This window comes from Laspinema olomoucense D3b (assembly GCF_025370785.1).
GTDB lineage: Bacteria > Cyanobacteriota > Cyanobacteriia > Cyanobacteriales > Laspinemataceae > Laspinema > Laspinema olomoucense.
On the sequence record NZ_JAMXFA010000013.1, the window covers coordinates 36,618 to 58,220 of the forward strand.

A 21,603-nucleotide genomic window follows, 5' to 3' on the forward strand; every position below is an offset into this window, starting at 1 on the left:
TAGACTAAAAGCGGCGACTGACATATTCCTGAGTTGCCTGCTGTTTGGGATGGTGGAAAATCACTTCTGTTTTATCGTATTCGGATAAATAGCCTACTTTTTCTCCCGTTTCGGTGGTTTTAATATTAAAAAAAGCGGTCAAATCGGAAATTCTGGAGGCTTGCTGCATATTATGGGTGACCAAAATAATGGTATAATAATGCTTCAGTTCATACAGCAGTTCGTCAATGCGGGCAGTAGAAATTGGATCGAGGGCAGAACAGGGTTCATCCATCAAGATAATATCCGGTTTGAGGGCTAAGGTGCGGGCGATGCACAAGCGTTGTTGTTGCCCTCCAGATAAGTTTAATGCACTGCGATACAGGTTGTTTTTAACTTCATCCCATAGGAAGACTTGACGGAGGGAATACTCAACACATTCATCGATATCCCCTTGATACCCATTGACTCGCAAGCCGAGGGCGATGTTGTCATAGATTGATTTGGGAAAGGGATTGGGTTTTTGAAATACCATCCCCACTTGCCTGCGGATTTCTACGGAGTTTAGCTGAGAAATTTCGCGATCGCCCATATAGATTTGGCCGACTCTTTTAAACTGATTGCAGAGTTCGTTGAGGCGATTAAAGCATCGAATTAAGGTCGTTTTACCACAGCCAGAGGGTCCGATAATGGCGGTAATTTTATGAGGATAAATTTTTAAATTAATATTTTCCAGGATTTGGGCTTTATTAAAAAAAACTGACAAGTCAGAAGTTTGTAAAATCGCCCGTTGATGGAGAGGGGAATATTCTAAGTTCAAATTCATGGGGTTTAACTAAAATCAAGATAGATAAAAGATGGGCTTAATTTTTGCACTTTTCTCGAATAAAGACACCGCCAATATTGAGGATTAATAAAAGGCCAACTAAGACTAAAATAGCCGCAGCAGCATTGTTATGAAAGGCGGTTTGAGGCCGTAAAATCCAGTTAAAAATTTGAAAGGGTAGGGCGGTAAATCGGCTATAGATTCCCTCCCATGACAAGGGTGGTGCAAAGGAGACAAAGGATAATGCGCCCACAGCAATTAAAGGGGCAGTTTCACCGATCACCCGGGCTAAGGCTAAAAGTGCGCCGGTTAAGGTGGCGGGAAATGCTGCCGGTAACACAATATGCCACAACACCTGAGCACGAGTCATACCCATAGCATAACCTGCTTGGTGTAAACCGTCTGGAATACTCCGTAAAGCAGACCGGGTGGTGACAATAAACATGGGTAAAATAATCACCGTTAGGGTGAGGGCGGCAGAGAGTAAACTCGGCCCCCCGGTGACAGGGGCGAGGAGACGTACAAATAATTCTAGCCCTAATAACCCATAAAGAATTGAGGGGATGGCAGCGAGGTTAGCAATATTAATTTCTAAAAACCGATTAAGGGCAGTATTGGCACAATATTCTTCCAGGTAAATGGCTGTTCCGATTCCAATGGGCACTGCAAATAATCCGGTTAATCCTAATAGCCACAAGCTACCCATGAGGGCGGGGTAAATTCCTGCTTCTTGGGGGTTGCGCGAGGGAAAGCTGGTGATGAAGTGCCAGGTTAGATGAGGCAAACCCCGACGAGAGGCATCGAGGAGTAAAAGGGCGAGAATACCCAGGGCAATAGGGATGGCGATCGCACTCAAAAAACTAAAGCAACGGTCCAACGCCTGACGGCGAATCCAAGGTGTTTTAAACTCTGGATTTGACCGGGTTTGTCCTCCCCCAAATCTAAGGTTACTCCCCGGAAACTCTTCATCGTAGAGGGGGTAAAAACTAGATACTTCCTCGGAGGTTACGGTCGGAACGATCGCCTCAGTCATGGCAGTTTGATGCCGACGAACTAGCCAATAGCCAAAGCTATTCAATCCCAGGGTAATCAAAAATAACACCATCCCCACGGTAAAAATGGTTTGAAAGGCTAAGGAATTAAAGGCAACACTTCCCAAACTCACCTGAATAATAAAAGCCGTCATTGTGGCAACTGGAACCAAAGGATTGAGGGTGAGTTGAGGAGTTTGGCCCGCTGCGATCGCCGAAATCATGGTCTCTCCCAAGGCCCGAGAAGCGGCTAACATAAATGAGGCGATAATACCGGGAAAAGCCATTGGTAAAACAATTTGAGTCAGCACTTCTCCCTTGGTTAACCCTAGGGTATAACCGGCTTCTCTGAGGGAGTGGGGCACACTTTTAATCGCATCTTCACTCAGGGAAGAAATAATTGGAATAATCGCCACTCCAGTCACCAACCCTGCACTTAAAGCATTAAATCTTGCCAGTCCAGGAATCAACTGCTGCAAAATTGGAGTCACCACCAATAGGGCAAAATAGCCATAAACCACCGTGGGAATTCCCGATAAGGCTTCCAAAAGGGGTTTAACCGTTAACCGCAGGCGATCGCTGGCATATTCGGCTAAATAAATGGCAATTAATAACCCAATTGGGATGGCAAACAAACTCGCAATTCCCGTTACCATGAAGGTGGCACTGGCGAGAACGAAAATGCCAAAATTTTGACTGGGAAATAAAGGAGTCCACTGGGTATCGGTGAGAAAATTCCAGAGGGGAACCATTTGAAAAAATAGCAGCGTTTCATAGAAAAAACCCGCTGCGATCGCCACCGAAATCGAAATGGGAATCCCCGCTATTAGCACTAAAACGAGATGTAAACCCCGTTCTATCCAGGTGAGTCGGTGTAGATTTCGCTGCCATGACTCTCCCTCCGGGAGTCGCGGTTTTAAGGGATGAAACTCCATAAAATACCTGATACATTATCCGATTAAAATGCGATCGCCAGACTGCTGAGGACATCCCACAGGATTGACCCCCTATCGATTGGGGTTAATCCTAACTGAATTTTCTTTAATTTTCCACCTTCAGGGCATCATGCAGGTTGATTTCCACCGTTGAACCTGACTTAAAAACTGACCCTACTTTCCTCTGTTGATAGCGGTTCTTAACCACCTTAATCACCGATTCCGGCAAGGGAACATACCCCACTTCCGAGATTAAATATTGATGTGCTGGATTCAGATGAAATTCTACAAAGGCTTTCACATCCGGGCGATCGGCCTGGGATTTGTTAATATAGATAAATTCCGGACGGGAAAGGGGTTGATAGCTGTTATCAGCAATCGTGCTAGGAGTAGGGGCAATACAACCTTCACCAGAATCAATTTCCACTAATTTTAACTTATTTTTATTTTCCTGATAGTAAGAATAACCAAAAAAGCCCAGACCCTCAGCATCCGCAGCCACGCCTTGCACGATAATATTATCATCTTCACTAGCGGTATAATCCCCTCGACTTTGTTGTTCTTGCCCCACCAAAGCAGCGGTAAAATAGTCGTGAGTCCCGGAATCCGTCCCCGGACCAAACAACCGTAAGGGGCGATTGGGAAAGGTAGAGCGGATTTGGTTCCAGTTAACAATTTTTCCCTCAGCAGCGGGTTCCCAAATTCGCTTAAGTTCTTCTACACTCAGGCATTGAACAAAGTCATTGTTAGGATGAACAACCACAGAAATGCCATCGAGGGCAATCGGAATTTCTATGTATTCAATGCCATTTTCTTCGCACAATTCTCGTTCAGTTACATCAATGGCGCGAGAGGCATTAGAAATATCTATTTCTCCCTGACAAAATTTTTTAAACCCGCCCCCGGAACCTGAGATTCCAATGGTAACTTTAACCCCCGGATTGATTTTCATAAATTCTTCGGCCATTGCCTCGGAGATGGGGAAAACAGTGCTGGAACCATCCACACTCAAATTATTGATGTCACCTCGTCCCCCCCGGTTTTGGGCTGATGTTTCTGTCTCCCGACAAGCGGTTAGCCCAAGCAGAATCAGGAGGGTCAGCGCTGCCCATTTAGCCGGATATTTACCGGAGAATTGATGCCTCATAAGGTTCCGGTTTGAAGGATCTGTTTTGGGAGAAAAGCCTCGGTTTATGCTCATTTTTTTAAATTTTTCTCATCCCCTTCTATTCCCGGGCTGGATAGGCCCTAAAAAAAGGTTCGTTTAGTGACTTTTTTTTAATGAGTTTGATAGGTTTTAAAATTGTAATATAAATTAATTTCTTTGGTAATTTTTTAAGTTAAAATTGAGGAAACCTTGGGTAAAGAATAGGTAAAGAAGGTAGAATGAAGGGAAAAGAGTCATGACCCCAAGAAGGAGAGAGCAGCGGATTGTCCGGAGGGGAAAAAGGGGAGAAGTTTTGTTTTGAAAAACCTCAAGGTGGGCGATCGCACGTTGCCATCCTGCCTTCCCTGAGGTCGTTACAGGTGGCATTAAAAAAGTGCAACCCTTGAGTTGCACCGAAATTGGACGTCACCCCAGGGCGCAGTGAAGCGACGTCGGATTTAATCCCGCAGAACGTACCCGACCCCACGCACCGTCTGAATCAGTCGTTTTTCCCCCTGTGCTTCTAGCTTGAGACGGAGGTAACGAATGTAGACCTCAATAATGTTGGAATCTCCCATAAAATCATAACCCCAGACGTTTTCCAGAATTTGCTCACGCTTGACCACTTGTCGGGGATGGGAGATCAAATATTCCAGTAAGTCAAACTCTTTTGCCGTCAGTTCAATGGTGCGATCGCCTCGCCGCACTTCCCGGGTGCGCCGGTTCAAGCTTAAGTCCGCAAAAGGTAACAAATCCGGGTCTACTTCAATAGGACTTCGCAGATGCGCCTTCACGCGGGAAATCAAGTCCTCGGAACTAAAGGGTTTCACCAGATAATCATCTGCACCCGCATCCAATCCGGCGGCGCGATCGCTCACTTCATCCCGCGCCGTCAAGACAATCACCGGGACCATATTGCCACTGGTTCGCAAACGGCGGCAGACTTCCAAACCCGAGAGTCCCGGCAACATCCCATCCAGAAGGACCAGATCGGGACTCAACTCTTGGATAGCTCTCAATCCGGCGACCCCATCCCGAACCACAATCGCCTGATAGCCTTCATACTTGAGTTCTAGTTCAATAAATTGAGCGAGTTTGACTTCATCTTCAACCACAAGGATATTCGCCGTCATGGATTATCGCCTATTGGATTTTAGACTTTAAATTTTAGGGGGTTTTGAGGGGCTGTGTGTCCTCAAGGCGATCGCGGGTCGGATCGACCCCTTCCCTATTCCTCAATCCTGAGTGAACAATTGCGTATATTATAGACCCTAGTCTCATCTATTCAATTTGATTGATCAACAAGCCCGCAGGCGAAATCCGGGATGAGCTAAACTGCAATCACACCCACGCAGGGTAAGATAAAAATCAAGTCAATGTCACCAGACCATCGTCTCTAGGCCAGTCGTTTGATTAAAAAATCAAGTCTAGCCCGTGACACCTGTCAAATCAAGTAGGGGTTAATTAAGGATGAGTCCAGTGGTTAAAGTGGTCCAACCCGTTGGCCTTTTAGATCGGACTAAGGTGGGTCAATTTGAGCGAGAAATTAGCAATTATCTGGCGGAAGGAGCTGAAATTGTACTCATTGATTTTCAAGATGTCAGTTTCATGGACAGTTCCGGTTTAGGAGCAATTGTAGCAGCGATTAAAACCGTTCAAGCTGCCGGAGGAAAACTCTTTTTGTGTTCCATCAATACCCAAGTCAAAATGCTATTAGAATTGGCTGGATTGGATAAAATCATGAAAGTCTTTCCCAACCGAGAGGAATTTGAAAAACACGTCCTTTCTAAACCGGACTGAACCCAGAACCCCAAACCTCCGCGCAAGGCGATCGCCTCTCTCGTGGGTCCTAACCTTCAGGAGAGTCTTTCCCTCAAACCTAAGTGTTTTATAACCAGGCCAATTCAATCCAGAAAGAGCCATCTTGGGCCCCATCCAGGCATCAAAAAAGTATTGGACTATTTCTCCCTCACCACCCCTCTGTAAGCTCGTTCCTGGGCAGAGTGGGGTGGGGAGGGCCATTTACGGGGAAGGAAGAATTTGGGGAGAAGTCTCTTCCGGGATGTGCCAATTAGAGTCAGTCTCAAGGGGAGGGAACCGGACTTCGTTCCCTGAGCGATGGAGAATGCAAGCCCTAAGCGCCTACATATCAAACTTTACCTGCAACAAAGAGACATCATCATGAAAGGTATCTGCTTTAGAAACCTGACGCACTAACCCTAATACTTGCTCCAGATTAAACAAATTACTGTTGCGACATTGGGCTAGTAATTCGATAAAGTTATCCAGACTCCACATCGACCCATCGGGTTCGTTAATTTCATAAATCCCATCGCTAAAAATATAAAGCGAACTCCCCGCCTCAATCTCGCAGGAAGCATTTTCATATTTAATATTAGGAAACATTCCGATCGGGACCGAGGTTTCGGTTCTGAGCTTTTGCACTGTGGAGTCTTTGGAGAGCAAAATCGCCGGGGGATGTCCGGCACAGGAATAAACAAGCTGGCGCTGCACCTGATTATAGACGCCATACCAGATTGTAAAATACATATTCCGCTGACGCTCCATCTTAATCGCATGATTGAGGGCCGTCAGCACCTGATAGGGTTGATAAAAGTCAGTACCGGGAAGAAAACGAGCGCGCAATAAATTTAATACGGAAACCGAGAGCAGGGCCGCGCGAGACCCATGTCCCGAAACATCCAGCAGATAAATGGCTAAATTATCGTCATCAAGCCAATAATAATCAAAACAATCTCCCCCTAACTGTTGAGAGGGAATAAAGCGCGAATCGATGGGAACAGGTTCGCTCAAGGGTAGGGGGAGGAGCGATCGCACATATTCTGCCGCCTCCGCCAATTCTCCTTTCAGGGCCGCTTCTGCCCGTTTGCGTTCTGTAATATCAATGCCTACAAAAACCGCCGCTTGGTCCTCTAGCCACTTCTTGGCAATCACCAAATCGCTGCGGAATACCCCATTCACCTCAGAATCAATTTCAATCGAGGCTTCCCGGGATTGGGTGGCAAAGAAATCGCGCACAAATTGTCCGAAAACCGATTGCCGAAACCCAACTTCGCGCCCGATAAATTGAGCCAGGGGTAAGTTGTAAGTGGCGGCTAGATGGCGATTGACCCCTAAATAGTGAAAATCGGCGCTAATCAGAGAAACAGTACCGGGAACTGCATCCAAGACCGCTTGGAGTTGATCCCTCGCGAGTTGCACCGTGGCTTCGGCTTGCTTGTTGGGGGTGACATCTTGGACAAACCCTTCATAGCCAATGGTGCGACCTTTAATGTCGATTAAGGGTTGGATATTTTCAGAAACCCAGATGGTGGAACCATCACAGCGTTTGACTTCCACCTCATGAACGAGGTGACCCTGGGTTTCTAAAAGATGCAGGCATTCCTCCCATTCCTGGGGGTGGAGGTAGAGTTGGCGTGGATGTTCGATCCGAGAGAGGAATTGGGTGGGGGACTCATAGCCATACATTTTGGCGAGGGCGGAGTTGATTTGGCAGTAATGGCCCTCTAGAGTGAGCTGAAAGAGTCCCAGGGCGGTATTTTCAAAGAGTTGCTCGTATTTGAGGCGGGCTTGTTGTTCTCCGGTGACGTTGCGCAACAGCGCGATCGCATGGTCCGGTTGGTTGCGTTCCCAACCCGAGGAGAAGTTGGCTTCCACCCAGACGCGATCGCCAGTTTTGGTAAGTAAAATGAGGTTGATTCCGCTGAGGGATTCCCCCAGACGGAGTTTTTCTAGGATAGTTGAGGCGGGTTCAAATGAGCTGGCGTCGAGAATATCCCACCAATACATAGAAGGGATTTCTTCCAGAGAATAGCCCAGAGTTTTGAGCCAAACTGGGTTAACGTAAAGCAGCCGTTGGTCACTCAAGCGCAGGGTTTGGATGGCGTCATGAGTGTGGGTGAGAAAATCTAAGAGGTGGGGTTGATAGGGTGGAGGGGGTTGGATGAGGTGGCGTTCTAAGGTGGCGATCGCCTGAGTGGCTAAGGTTTGGAGGGTTTGCTTTTGGGTCGCGCTCAGGTGTTGCGGTACGCGATCCATAATGCATAAGGTGCCGATGGGGTAACCCTGGGAAGAGATCAGGGGAACACCGGCATAAAAGCAGAGGGGGCTTTGGGGAGCATCCGGGAGTAATTCGCCGGGTTTGTTTAGGGAGTTGAGAACCACCAGCCGTTTTTGTTGTAGGGGATAAACAGACCAGGCACAGGCGAGGTCCAGTTCATCCGGGGTGGCACCAATTTGGGATTTTATGGAACAGTTACCCGGGATGCCAAGGGCGATCGCCGCGATCGGCATTTGAAAAAGCTGGGGAATCAGGTCCGTGAGTTCCTGTAAAGCAGTTTGAGTTGCGGCATCAAGGGTTTGATACCGGCTTAGAGCTTCGAGGCTTTCAGGTTCATCATCGGGTCCGGGTACAATCATGGGGGTAATGCGATCGGCGGCTAAAGTTCGCAGGAAGTTCCGAACGCCTGTCTTGAGTGAAGAGAATAGCAGATGGGACGGGGAAATGAGTTTGCTCATCAACGGAAATTTTTTCGCATGATCAGACAGTTGCGATTGTCTCCGATTCGGGTGTATAGCAGCTCATTGGTTAATTGATGCATGAAGATTAAGCCTCGGCCTCCTTCATCCAATGGATTGCCATTCGGGTTTTCATAGCGGGACTTAAGCTTGGCTTCTAAATCGAAGGGGGGGCCGTAATCCCAGATTTTGATCTCCACATAGCTTGGAAAAACGGTGACTTCAATTTCGATCTCAGTTGTAGGCGGCAAGTCATGGTGAGCGTGACGCACTGCATTCGTGAAACCTTCGGCTAAGGCAGTTTGATACTGCCACCAGCGATCGCGCGGGAGTAGGGAGTAGATTTCATCTTCTAACCATTGCAACACTTGTGCTAAGGCATAGAGATCGCTTGTGACTTGCAGGCGTGATCGCTTCAGCGGTCGCTCCTCTTTGGCCTGTCGTTTTCCTAGCTGGGAAGCGAGTCCCTTCCACCAGCTGCCGAAATTTTGTAACACCATCTTCTATATGATGAAGAATGTTTACGTCTGGGCGGTGACTTCCATACCCAAGGGGTGAAAGTGGGATCAAAGGTTTATCAGTTCTGGCGGCGGCCAAAATGATTCGGTATGAAAGTAGAAGGCCCAGACGTCAAAAGATTCCTTCTTTCTTTATCCTACAGCTCCCTTTAACGACCTAGTAAGCACCACTATTTTTGTTAAACACGACCCCGATTGTTTTCAAAATCAGTTTTAGGTCATAAAGCAGGCTCCATTTTTTTTGGTATTCCAGATCTAAGCGAATTACATCCTCAAAGGTGCGAATAGACGATCGCCCATGCACTTGCCATTCTCCCGTCATCCCCGGTTTAACATCCAGACGTTGCCATTCCGGGACTTCATAGCGATCAACTTCATCCGGTAGGGGAGGCCGCGTTCCCACCAGACTCATCTCTCCTTTGAGGACGTTCCAAAACTGAGGCAACTCGTCTAAACTCGTTCGGCGCATAAACTGACCGATACGGGTCACCCGGAAGTCTTTTTCATTTTTAAAGAGCGGGCCTTCGACTTGATTTTCGATTTGGGATTTGATTGCTTCTGCATTTTCGCACATCGAGCGGAATTTCCAAATCCGAAATCTTTTTCCCATCCAACCACACCGGATTTGACTAAAGAAAATCGGTCCCGGACTATCTGTCTTGATGGCGATCGCCAGGGGAATAAAAGCGACTCCCGTAATTCCTAACCCCACCAATGCACCAACAATATCAATCAATCGCTTCACCGAGGAACGCATCGAGGGATGGGTGGTGGGCAGTTCTCCATTCTTGTCCCCTTTCCGGTTCACTTTTGAGGCGAGTTCCTCCTTGGTCCCCGTCATCGATCCCGAATTGCCCTCAAAGGTCAACGCTTGGTCTAAAGCCGTTAAGGACAGGACCGACATCACGGGGGATTGCACATTCCGCAAAATTAAATCAATGGAGGCCGTCTGCGTCGTCTTTAGCACTCGGACTAACGCACCGACTCCACTACTGTCTATAAACGTGGTCTTACTAAAATCCAGAATAATATGTTCCGGCGATGGGGTCCTTTCACAGAGTTCATGACAGGTTTGTTTAAAAAATACTGCCTCTATTACGCTTAAGCGGGGGGGTAGATGCACCACTGCTTGATCGTCACTCAATGAAACTTGAAAATCTGCTTCAGGAGTTTGGCTAACCATAGAAAATATAACCCTTCGTTGCAATCAGCTCAATTTTTTATTTTTTGACCAGATGTTTTGGTTTTGGGAATCCCTAGGTGTTCCAGTTAGGGGCTAGATGCCCGAATTGGGAGATTTAGTTCCCACCACTACTGGTTTTTTTTGCCCTAGGGATTTAATGGGATTCTCTACGATAGTCTGAATCGCAGCTTAATCTTTATTGTTAAAGTAGCAACATCTGGGGTGTGTTGGGTAGGCGATCGCCTCTAAATCAGTCTTTGGATATACCTCCACTGGTTTTTCCCTCTAGCTATAGAGGGGGAATTATCTTCATCCTCTCCCTCCGTCAACAACCAAATGGGACGATTTTCCCTGAACTTCCATCCCTTCCCCCTCCTTTCTTCTTTTAGACCGAAGGGGCTTCAGAAATCCGTTATCCTCGGAGTTTAATCCCGGATTTTATATTATCAATTTATAGCTGACTCCTTCCTGTGGATAGCTCCAGTTCATCCTAAGCCACTTTTGGTTACTTGAAAAATCTATTAATTTTACCATTTTCTTTGATAAACTCAAGGGCATTTTTCAGTAATTAATCCCCCCGGGAATCCTCTACAGTTCTTATTAATAAATTAACCCGACTGACTGGGGTCCTTAACTTTGGGCTGGCAGGGCCCCTTGATGCACCGGAAATTCAAGGGAATAACCCTGCGTTCTTTCTTTTCAAATTGGGTCCTTGAAATGGGTCTGTAGTTTTTACATAGCATAAATTCCCGGCGATATCAAGCCTAGGACGCCAGTACCGGATTCCATCCCAGGGACAAAAAACCGGGTTTTACAGGCCCGATTGGCGGCTGATGGCGATCGCTTGTCTCCAGGAACCCGGTTGCTGCACCCGCAGCCGTAGGGCCTCGGGTACAGTATGGGGAAGACAAAAATGAAAATTTCTCGATATAGCGATCGCCAGTCTGGGGTGCTGTTTCCCATCCAGAATGCCCTGCCCGATACTGGCACTACACCGCCCTTGCTGATGAAGTTGTTACACTCCCAATCCCAGGAGAGTCTCAACGGGACTTATTAATTTGAGAGGGGATACCGCCCCGACTCCTGGGTTCAGACTTCTGTTGAGTTGTAACCACCTCTGGGCAACAGCGGCATTCCAGTTCCGATTGTGATGTTCATCCCTAAAGATGAAATCCGCGATCGCCTCTTAGGCTGGAATTCTGGGGCAGAGGATTCTGGACCTAAACCCTTGAATCTCGAAGAATTACTAACCCGAATTAAAGCGGGTCTGTATCCCATTCATCCCCATGATCCGGATATTTTAGAATTTAAAACCCCTCTTTTTAAAAGGAAAACTTTAAATTAGGCCGAGGGACGTTGTTTCTGTTGCCACATCTGGCCCGGGTCCGGGGTTCTCGATGAATCATCCCTGCAAATAGCCAGAATTGCGATCGCAAATGTAGCGCATCCTTAGTTGTGCTAGGTCTGCAATTCCCCCTTTCCAAATTGACTAACCCCTCGATCCCCTATATTTCGCGGCGATCGTTCCCTAGAAATACAACGCTTTATCCCCCACTGGTTCCATAGGAATACTCCAAATGACGGAAGGAATTTCTAATATCCGCCCCAACCTCTTCCCCTGTATTCCTTAAGTTTTATCTACAGCTAGAGATATTTATGTCCATAGAGAGAATTTAATATTTCTACTCGACATTTCCTTATAGTTGGCGACAGAATAAGACAGGAAAACCTTAGATCGCCTTCGTGACAAGCCTCATTAAATTTAATTAAATCCCCTCCAAGAAAAATAGCAACATTTTTGCTAATTTAAAATTTTTCAATTTTTATCCCCAGGGGTGAGGGCTGATTTTTGCATGGCTTAAGGCGCTCAACCAATCTACTGTCGTCAATAAAAGTTAGATAAAAATATGAGTCCAAATATTATTTTTGGCCCCGACTTCGGTGAAGTCATTATAGGCTCCGAGGAACCTGATTACATTCTCAGCAATGACGGGAGTGATACCGTGCGGGGTATTCCAGCCGATGACCTGATTGATGGCGGTTCCGGGGAAGATTGGCTGTATGGAGACCAAGGCAATGACACCCTTTTAGGGAATGAAGACAACGACACCTTCTTTGGCGGTTTGGGCAGTGCGGTGCCAGTGGGACCCTTACTGGACCAAGACTTAGTTTTTGGAAACACCGGAAACGACTATCTCCACGGCAATGAAGGAAACGATACAGTTTACGGGGGAAAAAATGACGACCTGATCCACGGTGGCAAAGATAATGATTGGTTACATGGGGACCGGGCTAACGATACGGTGTTGGGGGACCTAGGCAACGATACAATCTATGGCGGCCCTGCGGATCCCGTCCGGGTCTTGTTGGATAAGAATGACTTGCTCTTAGGGGTCAGTGGTCAGAACTTAATGCAAGGGAATGTCGGCGATGACACCATCTTCGGCGGCATCGGAATGGATGTGATTTATGGCGGTCAAGGTAACGATCTGGTCATTGGCAATGTCACTTCTGACATCATCTTTGGTGACAAAGGCAATGACAGCATCTACGGCGGCACCGGCAACCCAGACATCAGCGACCCCCAGAGTCACGATTTCATCGTCGGGGGGGATGGAAACGACTATCTCCAAGGCAATGAAGGGAATGATACCCTCGTCGGCGTCAGTGGTTCCAATATCATGCGCGGCGGTCAAGGGGAGGACCTGATTTATGGCGCGGACTGCAATGACCTGATTTATGGGGATAAAGGGTCAGATACTGTAATTGGGGGAGGCGGTGCCGATATTTTTGCGCTCGGAGTTAACACCGGCAGTCCAATTTTGGCCCAAGCCGACCATATTCTGGATTTTGGGAATGGGTATGACCTGATTGGATTAGACCAAGGTCAAACCTTAGAGAATCTTAATATTTTCCAAGGGGAAGGAGAATATGCGCCCCATGCGATCATCCAAGATAGGACAACCGGGGAATATTTAGCGATCGTTCATAACACCGACGCCACGACCCTGACCCCGAATCGGTTCACAATGGAGGTGGTCCTTAACATTGGTTGCGATGGTGATGTTCCTCCCGTGGCAACTCTTGGTGATGGAGACTTGCGATCGCCAGAGATGCCAGCAGAAGTGACCGGGGATGAGGAACCACTGCCCCAAGAACTCCAAGACCAAATCGAAAGCGGAGCGCCAGGGATTATCTTTGGGCCTATATCCCAGAATCTGACCCCCACAGAGGAACCGCCCACGATTGTCTTTGAGCCACAGGCGAGCCCAGTACGAGTGCCTGTAATTCCTGCTCCGGAACCAGAACCCACACCGGAACCGGAACCCACACCGGACCCGGAACTCAATCAGCCCATCAGTTTGAAGCCCCTGGCGGACCAAACGGCTACAGCCAAAGAAGAATTTAGGTTCGTACTTCCCGAGGATACTTTTACGGATTCGGAAGCAGACCCGTTAACCGTCACGGCAACTTTGGCCGATGGTTCACCGTTACCGGAGTGGCTGAATTTTGACCCGCTAACGGGAGCCTTGAGTGGAACACCGCAGAACGAAGATGTGGGCAACTTGGAAATTGCTGTAACTGCGAATGATGGTCAGGGAAATACGGTAACCGATACCTTTGCACTTGGGGTGGATGAAGGCATTGGGGAGAATCAGCCCATCAGTTTGAAGCCCCTGGCAGACCAAACGGCTACAGCCAAAGAAGAATTTAGGTTTGTACTTCCCGAGGATACTTTTACGGATTCGGAAGCAGACCCGTTAACCGTCACGGCAACTTTGGCCGATGGTTCACCGTTACCGGAGTGGCTGAATTTTGACCCGCTAACGGGAGCCTTGAGTGGAACACCGCAGAACGAAGATGTGGGCAACTTGGAAATTGCTGTAACTGCGGATGATGGTCAGGGAAATACGGTAACCGATACCTTTGCACTTGGGGTGGATGAAGGCATTGGGGAGAATCAGCCCATCAGTTTGAAGCCCCTGGCCGACCAAACGGCTACAGCCAAAGAAGAATTTAGGTTTGTACTTCCCGAGGATACTTTTACGGATTCGGAAGCAGACCCGTTAACCGTCACGGCAACTTTGGCCGATGGTTCACCGTTACCGGAGTGGCTGAATTTTGACCCGCTAACGGGAGCCTTGAGTGGAACACCGCAGAACGAAGATGTGGGCAACTTGGAAATTGCTGTAACTGCGAATGATGGTCAGGGAAATATGGTAACCGATACCTTTGCACTTGGGGTGGATGAAGGCATTGGGGAGAACATTCCGCCAGAGGTCAACCTGAATCCGGAGGAGCCCGGGGTGGATACGAGGGTGACCTTTGATCCGGCAGCGGAGGGAGTGACGATCGCCGAAAATGGTCTGGTGACTGACCCGGATCCCGACAATAACATCCTCACTGGTGGCACCATTCGGCTCGCTAACCCGATCGACGGGGAGGCAGAAGAACTCATCGTCGATACAGAAGGGACAAATATTACGGCAACTGTTGAAAACGGGGTGGTGACCCTCACCGGGGACGATGATGTAGAAAATTACAAGCGAGTGCTACAACGGGTCCGCTACAACAACACGGCCCCCAACCCCGACCTCACCCCTCGGGATATCGAAATCGTAGTTAGTGATGGGATGGACGAGAGTCCTCCGGCAGTGGCAACCGTAGAGTTTCCGCCTCCAGCTACTTTGGAATTAACCAAAACTGTGAGCACTCCAGAGGCGAGGATTGGAGAAGAACTTAGCTATAGCGTCACCTTAACGAATCAAGGTGGGATGCCCGCTACAGGAATTACGGTGACTGAATCGTTACCGAACTGGCTGAGAGATATTACCTTCACGCCGACGGAAGGGAACAGTTATGACCCCACTGCTAATGTTTGGACCATTCCTCGGTTAGAAGGGGGAGAAACTACGACCCTGAATATCTCGGGTATCCTCTCCCGTTGGGGAACGATTCCCAATCGCGCCCAAGTCACCGCATTTGACCAAGGGGAACCCGACGGACAGGTCGCATTAGCAGAGGCGATTTCGCCCCTTCCTGGTCCAGATATTAGCTTAAGCAAGATGACGTTAGGCAACGGGGGATTGGTCATCTACGGGGAGAACGCCGGTGATTTGAGCGGCAGAAATGTCTCTTCTGCTGGGGATATCAACAGCGATGGCTTTAATGACATTTTAGTTGGGACGCGCTTTGGCTCTCGCCCTGACGACACAGCAACTGGCGCGGGTCGAGCTTATGTTCTCTTCGGTGGTCCTGACATCGGCCCGCAAATCGACTTACGGGACCTGGACGGCAGCAACGGCTTTGCAATTTACGGTGTTGACAAAGACGACGCGATCGGACGAGCAGTCAGCAATGCCGGGGATCTCAACGGTGACGGCTTTGACGATATTATGGTGGCCTCGCGCTTTGCCGATGGGCCTAATAATGACAGGCCGGAGGCGGGAGAAACTTATATCATTTTTGGCGGTAATCAGTTTGATGGCCCCATCGATCTCGCTACTCTGGACGGTAGCAATGGGTTTACTATTTATGGTCGCGAAGCAGGTGACCAGAGTGGCCGGGATGTCCATGCGGGTGATGTGAATGGCGATGGTGTGGATGACCTGCTGATTGGGGCGTTCAGTGCCGATGGGCCTAATAATGAAAGGCCAAATGCGGGAGAAACTTATGTCATTTTTGGTGGACCTGAGACCTTTGACGCCCAAATGGACCTTGCCAACTTGGAGCTAAATGGGACGAATGGGTTTACAGTTTTCGGCAGTCAGGCGGGTGAGCGCAGTGGCCGATCGCCCCGCAGTGCTGGAGATATCAACGGCGATGGTTATAATGACCTGCTGATTGGCGCTCCTGAAGCTGATGAGGATGAGGGTGAGGCCGCTGGCTCAACTTATCTAGTCTACGGGGGTCCCACCTTTGACGCCTCGATTGACCTGGCGGAAATAAATGGCACGAATGGTGTACGCATCTCCGGTGTCAAGGCCGGTGACTTGAGCGGCAGAGCACTGAGCAACGCCGGAGATGTCAACGGCGATGGCTTGGATGACATGATTATTGGCGCTCAAGGAGCCAATAATGAAGCGGGGGAGAGTTATGTGATTTTTGGCTCTCCTAACTTACCGGATACGATTGAACTCGAAGATTTGAATGGAACCAATGGGTTTACTATCTCGGGTATCAATGCCGGTGACTTGAGTGGCCGATCGGTCTCTAATGCCGGAGATATCAACGGCGATGGCTATGATGACCTAATTATTAACGCTTCCCAAGCTCCGGGTTTGGAAAATGAACCGGAAGCTGGACAAAGTTATGTTCTGTTTGGAGGAACTACCTTTAGTCCATCTCTCAATTTGGGCCAGCTAGATGGCATCAATGGGTTTACTCTCTACGGGATTGAGGCTAACAATCGGACTGGGCGATCGGTCAGCGCTGGCGATGTCAATGGCGACGGGTTCGATGATGTGCTTGTGGGTGCTCCGGAAGCTGATAGTCCCAACGGGACCCGGGAAAATGCTGGGGAAACTTATGTCATGTATGGTGGCGATTTCACGGGTGCTGTCACTCAGCATGGGGGACTGGGTAACGATTTGCTGACTGGAACTGCGGGAGCAGATGTGATCATCGCCGGACAAGGGGACGATACCCTCATTGGTGCTGGGGGTGCTGACGTGATCTCTGGCAGTGATGGAAACCATCTGATCACGATTGCTGCCAGTGACTTCCGTCGCCTGGAGGGTGGCAGTGGAGAGGATACTCTACGTCTGGATGGGGATAATTTCGCTTTCGATTTGACGACGATTCCCGATAATCGGATTAATGACATTGAAATGATTGATCTCAATGGTGGCAACAATAGCTTGATCCTGGATCAGCTTAAGGTTCTCCATGTTTCGGACCGGCGCAATCGTGTGATTGTGACAGGGGAAGAGACTAACAGGGTGACTGCATCGGGTAATTGGGTTTCTGGGGGTACTGAGGTGATCGGTAACGATACTTACAATGTTTATACCTCGGGCCAAGCCCAGTTGTTGGTGGAGGAGGCGATCGCTCAAAATGGCATTACTCTGATAGGGTGACGATCGCAGTTTGAGTTTTAAGGGTGGGGGGGTTCCTTTAAAGACGGAACCCCCCTATTTGCTGATGTTTCATGTTAAGTGACTTAAAAAAACAGACCTCCGGGCGATCGCGTATCCATTCGCCACCTTTCCTCCCCGTTTCGAGGGCGATCGCCATTGCGACTCGGAGTTGATTTGGGTTGAATAAAGCAATTTTAATCGTTCTTACGGGGTGATTTGATTGGGTGTAGGGGGATTCGCTGTGGGTTCCTCTCCCCTAGGGAAAGAAGCCACCATGAGTCCAAACAGTACCCCGACAATCAGCAGGACAAATCCCCCAATCATTTGGGCTTGTCTGACCACTTTTCGTCCCGTAGGAGTTTCTGGAAAATTGGCCTCTTCGTGAGAGATGGCTTCCTCTGCCACCTGGCGATCGCGGGGGGTTGGGTTTCTAGGTCGATTATTCATAAAACGCTGTCCCTCTATTTTATCTGAGAATTTACTCTCAGTTTCTCTAGTTGAACCCCCCCTGTCATCTATCCCCAGAGGAATTTAAAAACCAGATGATCTCACATTTAATCTAATTAAATCTCATTTTAATGTCCTAAAAATAGTAACAATTTTCAGCTATTCCTCTCCTCAATTTTGATAGAATCTATTAAACTAATTTGGCAAAACTACCTGTTAATCCACCACTTTTTCCTCTAGGGCTTGGCGAGCGATTCGCGTTACATAGAGCGTAACTGCCACGGTGGCGAGTAACCCTAAGATGCGAATAACCCATTGAAGAGTTGCATTAGTCGGTTGATTTTCTGTGCCAATTCTAGCTAAATCCCCCGCTAAAGAGCCAATATAAACATACATTACTGTTCCTGGAATCATGCCAATTGAACCAAAGGCATAGTCTTTCAAAGAAACTCCAGTAATTCCAAAGGCATAATTCAAGAGATTAAAGGGAAAAATTGGGGAAAGACGTGTCAGCAGGACGATTTTTAACCCTTCTCTGGCAACCGCTTTATCAATCGCCCCAAATTTTTGATTGCCTTCAATCTTTTGGCTGATCCACCCTCTTGCCAGATAGCGCCCGACTAAAAAGGCTGTGATCGCCCCCAAAGTTGCCCCAATTAAAACATACACCGAACCGAGTACCACCCCAAACACAACCCCTGCACCTAACGTCAAAATCGACCCCGGTAGAAAGGCAACGGTTGCCGCAATATAAATGCCGATAAACGCAATCCCGCCCACCACCCCCAAACCTTCAATCCAGGCTAACGTATTCAGGAACAGTTCTTGCAGGTTGAATCCGGCTGAATTTCCACCTTTTTCCGCTAGGGCAGGAGTGGTAACTAAAAAATAAATGACTGCACTGATTCCCACGCAAGATATCCTCTTAATTCATCTCAACTGATAATATCCGATTTGGGGGCATTTTCTTTTGTTTTAGCAGCATCCGCCGCCACTGTAATACCAAGTAGATTGAGTAATGATCAGGAGATTGGAGGAAAATTTGCCTCCTAAATTGGCGGCAGTTTTGTCACAGACTGCCACTGGAACTCCTCTTTGCAGTAAATGTCCTGCCTCATCATCTAACATCGCCTCTTGTCCAGCATAAATGGCTGTTTTGCCGGTGAAGACACAAGCGCCATCATCAGGAATTGGCACTTTGAAGGAGACAGAATCTAAACTTTCTAAGAGGAGGGGTTCATCGAGATTATAATTCTGGGTATCCAACAGCCGGTAAGGACGACGGGCGCGAATTTCAATTTGACCAAACCCGACGCTAATCAAGTGCTGAATGTAGTCTTCGTAAGAGAGTGCGCCGGATAAACAGAGGGCGCGTAACCGTTCATCCTGTTGGAGATGAGGGGGAATGGGACGGGTGGCGATCGGGTCACTCATAATCAATCGTCCCCCGGGTTTTAATACTCGATATGCTTCCGATAATGCCTTTTGCAAATCCTCGGGTTCAAAGATATTAAATAAACAGTTTTGTGCCACCACATCCACGGAAGCATCTGGCATCGGCAAGGCAAAAGCATCGCCGTCCAAAATTTGCACAAACTCCGGCTTAAACCACTCATTTTCCTCTGCTGCAAGCTGTAAATTTCGCGTCGCCGCTTGCCGCATTTCAGACACCGGATCTACGGCAATCACGCCTCCCGATTTCCGACAGAAATAAGCAAATTGTAGGGCTTCAATTCCACCGCCGACGCCAATATAAAGGACTGTTGGTTCTCCAAATAACTCAGTGGGATGAACCGTTGAACCACAGCCGTAGTTCATTTGCTGCATGATTTTGGGAATTTTTAAGCCCGGTAATTGTAGCGGTGGACTGCTGACACAGCAGAGTCCCTCTTGAGGGGTTTCGGCAGCTTCTGCGTAGAATTGGGCAGTTGTTTCTAAATAGCTCATAAATTAGGTCGAAGTGAATGAATAAAAAACTCAGCAATTAATTCAAGAATAGCCGATTGCCGGAGATAGTTCAACTGAATTTGGTTAACAGCTTCAGTAAGGATTGCGTGCGAGGGGTGAGTAAGGTGCGGCGATAGGCATCAGCGGCTTTTTTAATTGCTTCTGCCTGAGTGGGATAGGGATGAATCACGCCGGATAAGGCACTGAGTCCCTGTTTAGTGGCGATCGCCAAGGTGATTTCACTAATCATTTCCCCCGCATGACGCGCCACTATGGTTGCGCCTAAAATCTGGTCAGAACCCCGTTTATGTAGGATTTTGACAAACCCTTCTGTTTCTCCATCTGCCAAAGCGCGATCGACATCGCTTAAGGGAATCGTAATCGTATTCGTTTCAATTCCCCGCTCTTTCGCCTCCCGCTCATACAAGCCCGCATGAGCAATTTCTGGGTCAGTATAAGTCACCCAAGGCATTACTAAATCAGTCAGTTTGCTTCGTCCTAACCCAAAGGGAGAAAACAAGGTATTTTTAATTACAATTCGCGCTGCCGCATCCGCTGCATGAGTAAATTTCCAATTCATGCAAATGTCACCAGCAGCATAAATGCGCGGATTGGTGGTTTGCAAATAGTCATCGACAACCACACCGCGACGGGCATCATAGTTAACCCCAACAGCTTCTAAATTCAAGCCATCAACATTTGGAGTCCGTCCAGCCCCCACTAGAATTTCATCGACAACAACGGTGTTGATTACATCATTTTGACGGTAATGGATGACTTTACCGGCATCCATTATTTCCACTTTTTCCAAAATGCAATCTAGGACCAAATTCACCTTGTCCTGTAATAATTGTTTTTGGACTATTTCTGCCGCATCAGCATCTTCGCGATCGAGGAGATGTCCATGCTTATGAAATAAAGTTACTTGACTACCCAGGCGTTGAAATGCCTGGGCGAGTTCACACCCGATGGGACCTCCTCCAATTACTGCTAATCGTGGGGGACATTCGGTGAGGGAAAAGACGGTTTCATTGGTTAAATATCCAGCTTCTGCTGATCCGGGAATCTCAGGACGAGTGGCGCGAGCACCCGTGGCAATCACAGCTTTTTTGAACCGGAGGAGGGTTTTTCCGTGAACGGCGATCGCCCCACTATCCACAAACTCCGCCGGTCCTAAAAACACATCAATCCCCAAATTCCGAAACCGTTCCGCAGAATCATGAGGGCTAATTTCCGCCCGAATTCGCCGCATCCGCTGCATTACTGCCGCAAAATCAACCTCAATAGCATCCGGTGACTGAATGCCAAACTGCCTCGCCTCCCGCATCTGCGCCACCACCCGCGAGGAGCGAATCAGACATTTGGAAGGGACACAACCGACATTCAGGCAATCTCCCCCCATCAAACTTTTTTCAATCAGCGCAACTTTTAATCCCAACCCTAACCCCGCCGCACCTGCCGCCACTACCAAACCAGCAGTTCCCGCGCCAATCACCACTAAATCATACCTCGCAGCAGGGGCAGGATTGACCCAATCAAGGGGATGAACATGAGACATCAAGGATTGATTATACTCATCCAAGGGTTGGAGAGCCGGTTCTTGTTGAATTGAAGGTGTCATGGTTATTGGGATTCCCAAATGAGTAAGAGTTCCATGATGTACGATTCTTCCTCGGCTTGGCAAACAACATCGGGTTTAACCCCCCCAGATTTGGGCCAAAACCAGGGGTTTGGGTTGAAATATCTACCTCCTTTCGCTTACTCTAGCCTCAAGAACGGGTCGATAAATGAGAAAGAGGTTAAAGTTTTCCTAAAACAAGCCTCAAATCCTATAAAAAATGACCCTTTGTAATTCTTGCACTTTTTTGGGTACGATTGTAAATTGACAATTAATTTCACTCTTTAGATATTGTTATCCCTCCCTCCCCGAGAAATCAGCTTGAAGTAATCTCTTGCTTTGAGTCGGAAGTTA

At 48.1% G+C, this 21,603-nt stretch carries 15 protein-coding genes; 4 read left to right on the plus strand and 11 right to left on the minus strand.

Annotated features, from left to right (window positions below):
- Window positions 1–4: 4 nt before the first annotated feature.
- The 4 genes from NG792_RS11480 to NG792_RS11495 form a co-directional block, all read right to left on the minus strand.
- Window positions 5–805 (minus strand): phosphate ABC transporter ATP-binding protein, encoded by an 801-nt coding sequence (locus NG792_RS11480; protein ID WP_261200390.1) that lies wholly within the window; start codon window positions 803–805, stop codon window positions 5–7.
- Between the two features lie 37 nt (window positions 806–842).
- Window positions 843–2,771, minus strand: a complete 1,929-nt coding sequence (pstA, locus tag NG792_RS11485) for a phosphate ABC transporter permease PstA (RefSeq protein ID WP_261200391.1) — start codon at window positions 2,769–2,771, stop codon at window positions 843–845.
- 106 nt (window positions 2,772–2,877) lie between these two features.
- Entirely contained in the window at window positions 2,878–3,918 is a 1,041-nt protein-coding gene (locus NG792_RS11490) for a PstS family phosphate ABC transporter substrate-binding protein (RefSeq protein WP_261235519.1), read from the minus strand.
- 458 nt (window positions 3,919–4,376) lie between these two features.
- A complete protein-coding gene (locus tag NG792_RS11495; RefSeq protein WP_261235520.1) occupies window positions 4,377–5,051 on the minus strand; it encodes a response regulator transcription factor in 675 nt (224 codons plus the stop codon).
- A gap of 337 nt (window positions 5,052–5,388) precedes the next feature.
- On the opposite strand from NG792_RS11495, the gene NG792_RS11500 reads away from it, so the two are divergent.
- The gene (locus NG792_RS11500) at window positions 5,389–5,718 is read left to right on the plus strand and encodes an STAS domain-containing protein (protein WP_207089392.1); all 330 of its coding nucleotides are present in this window, start codon (window positions 5,389–5,391) and stop codon (window positions 5,716–5,718) included.
- A 342-nt stretch (window positions 5,719–6,060) separates the two neighbouring features.
- On the opposite strand, the gene NG792_RS11505 is transcribed toward NG792_RS11500, so the two are convergent.
- The 3 genes from NG792_RS11505 to NG792_RS11515 all read right to left on the minus strand — a co-directional run bounded on the left by NG792_RS11505 (window position 6,061) and on the right by NG792_RS11515 (window position 10,158).
- The gene (locus NG792_RS11505) at window positions 6,061–8,457 is read right to left on the minus strand and encodes a SpoIIE family protein phosphatase (RefSeq protein WP_261235521.1); all 2,397 of its coding nucleotides are present in this window, start codon (window positions 8,455–8,457) and stop codon (window positions 6,061–6,063) included.
- Entirely contained in the window at window positions 8,457–8,957 is a 501-nt protein-coding gene (locus NG792_RS11510; RefSeq protein ID WP_261200395.1) for an ATP-binding protein, read from the minus strand. Before NG792_RS11510 ends, NG792_RS11505 begins: the two co-directional genes overlap by 1 nt.
- A gap of 175 nt (window positions 8,958–9,132) precedes the next feature.
- Window positions 9,133–10,158: a sugar transferase gene (locus NG792_RS11515; RefSeq protein WP_261235522.1), complete on the minus strand. Its 1,026-nt coding sequence runs from the start codon at window positions 10,156–10,158 to the stop codon at window positions 9,133–9,135.
- Between the two features lie 913 nt (window positions 10,159–11,071).
- On the opposite strand from NG792_RS11515, the gene NG792_RS11520 reads away from it, so the two are divergent.
- From NG792_RS11520 to NG792_RS11530, 3 genes are all read left to right on the plus strand, one after another.
- Window positions 11,072–11,215: a hypothetical protein gene (locus NG792_RS11520; RefSeq protein WP_261235523.1), complete on the plus strand. Its 144-nt coding sequence runs from the start codon at window positions 11,072–11,074 to the stop codon at window positions 11,213–11,215.
- Between the two features lie 93 nt (window positions 11,216–11,308).
- A complete protein-coding gene (locus NG792_RS11525; protein WP_261235524.1) occupies window positions 11,309–11,503 on the plus strand; it encodes a response regulator in 195 nt (64 codons plus the stop codon).
- Between the two features lie 562 nt (window positions 11,504–12,065).
- The gene (locus NG792_RS11530) at window positions 12,066–17,237 is read left to right on the plus strand and encodes a putative Ig domain-containing protein (RefSeq protein WP_261235525.1); all 5,172 of its coding nucleotides are present in this window, start codon (window positions 12,066–12,068) and stop codon (window positions 17,235–17,237) included.
- A 204-nt stretch (window positions 17,238–17,441) separates the two neighbouring features.
- Here the strand turns inward: NG792_RS11530 and NG792_RS11535 are convergent, their stop codons facing one another.
- From NG792_RS11535 to NG792_RS11550, 4 genes are all read right to left on the minus strand, one after another.
- Complete coding sequence (locus NG792_RS11535) at window positions 17,442–17,684, minus strand: hypothetical protein (protein ID WP_261200400.1); 243 nt, start codon at window positions 17,682–17,684, stop codon at window positions 17,442–17,444.
- Window positions 17,685–17,900: 216 nt separating this feature from the next.
- Window positions 17,901–18,515, minus strand: a complete 615-nt coding sequence (locus NG792_RS11540) for a TVP38/TMEM64 family protein (protein ID WP_263012744.1) — start codon at window positions 18,513–18,515, stop codon at window positions 17,901–17,903.
- Window positions 18,516–18,659: 144 nt separating this feature from the next.
- Window positions 18,660–19,631, minus strand: coding sequence for an arsenosugar biosynthesis arsenite methyltransferase ArsM (gene arsM / locus NG792_RS11545; protein WP_261235527.1), 972 nt, complete (start codon window positions 19,629–19,631; stop codon window positions 18,660–18,662).
- Between the two features lie 70 nt (window positions 19,632–19,701).
- Window positions 19,702–21,252, minus strand: a complete 1,551-nt coding sequence (locus tag NG792_RS11550) for a mercuric reductase (protein ID WP_261235528.1) — start codon at window positions 21,250–21,252, stop codon at window positions 19,702–19,704.
- Window positions 21,253–21,603: the final 351 nt, after the last annotated feature.

Coding starts and splice junctions, on each gene's coding strand:
- pstA (WP_261200391.1), bottom strand. CDS start 2,771: ATGGAGTTTCATCCCTTAAAACCGCGACTCCCGGAGGGAGAGTCATGG.
- NG792_RS11535 (WP_261200400.1), bottom strand. CDS start 17,684: ATGAATAATCGACCTAGAAACCCAACCCCCCGCGATCGCCAGGTGGCA.
- NG792_RS11520 (WP_261235523.1), top strand. CDS start 11,072: ATGAAAATTTCTCGATATAGCGATCGCCAGTCTGGGGTGCTGTTTCCC.
- arsM (WP_261235527.1), bottom strand. CDS start 19,631: ATGAGCTATTTAGAAACAACTGCCCAATTCTACGCAGAAGCTGCCGAA.
- NG792_RS11505 (WP_261235521.1), bottom strand. CDS start 8,457: ATGAGCAAACTCATTTCCCCGTCCCATCTGCTATTCTCTTCACTCAAG.
- NG792_RS11480 (WP_261200390.1), bottom strand. CDS start 805: ATGAATTTGAACTTAGAATATTCCCCTCTCCATCAACGGGCGATTTTA.
- NG792_RS11490 (WP_261235519.1), bottom strand. CDS start 3,918: ATGAGGCATCAATTCTCCGGTAAATATCCGGCTAAATGGGCAGCGCTG.
- NG792_RS11525 (WP_261235524.1), top strand. CDS start 11,309: ATGTTCATCCCTAAAGATGAAATCCGCGATCGCCTCTTAGGCTGGAAT.
- NG792_RS11495 (WP_261235520.1), bottom strand. CDS start 5,051: ATGACGGCGAATATCCTTGTGGTTGAAGATGAAGTCAAACTCGCTCAA.
- NG792_RS11530 (WP_261235525.1), top strand. CDS start 12,066: ATGAGTCCAAATATTATTTTTGGCCCCGACTTCGGTGAAGTCATTATA.
- NG792_RS11550 (WP_261235528.1), bottom strand. CDS start 21,252: ATGACACCTTCAATTCAACAAGAACCGGCTCTCCAACCCTTGGATGAG.
- NG792_RS11515 (WP_261235522.1), bottom strand. CDS start 10,158: ATGGTTAGCCAAACTCCTGAAGCAGATTTTCAAGTTTCATTGAGTGAC.
- NG792_RS11500 (WP_207089392.1), top strand. CDS start 5,389: ATGAGTCCAGTGGTTAAAGTGGTCCAACCCGTTGGCCTTTTAGATCGG.
- NG792_RS11510 (WP_261200395.1), bottom strand. CDS start 8,957: ATGGTGTTACAAAATTTCGGCAGCTGGTGGAAGGGACTCGCTTCCCAG.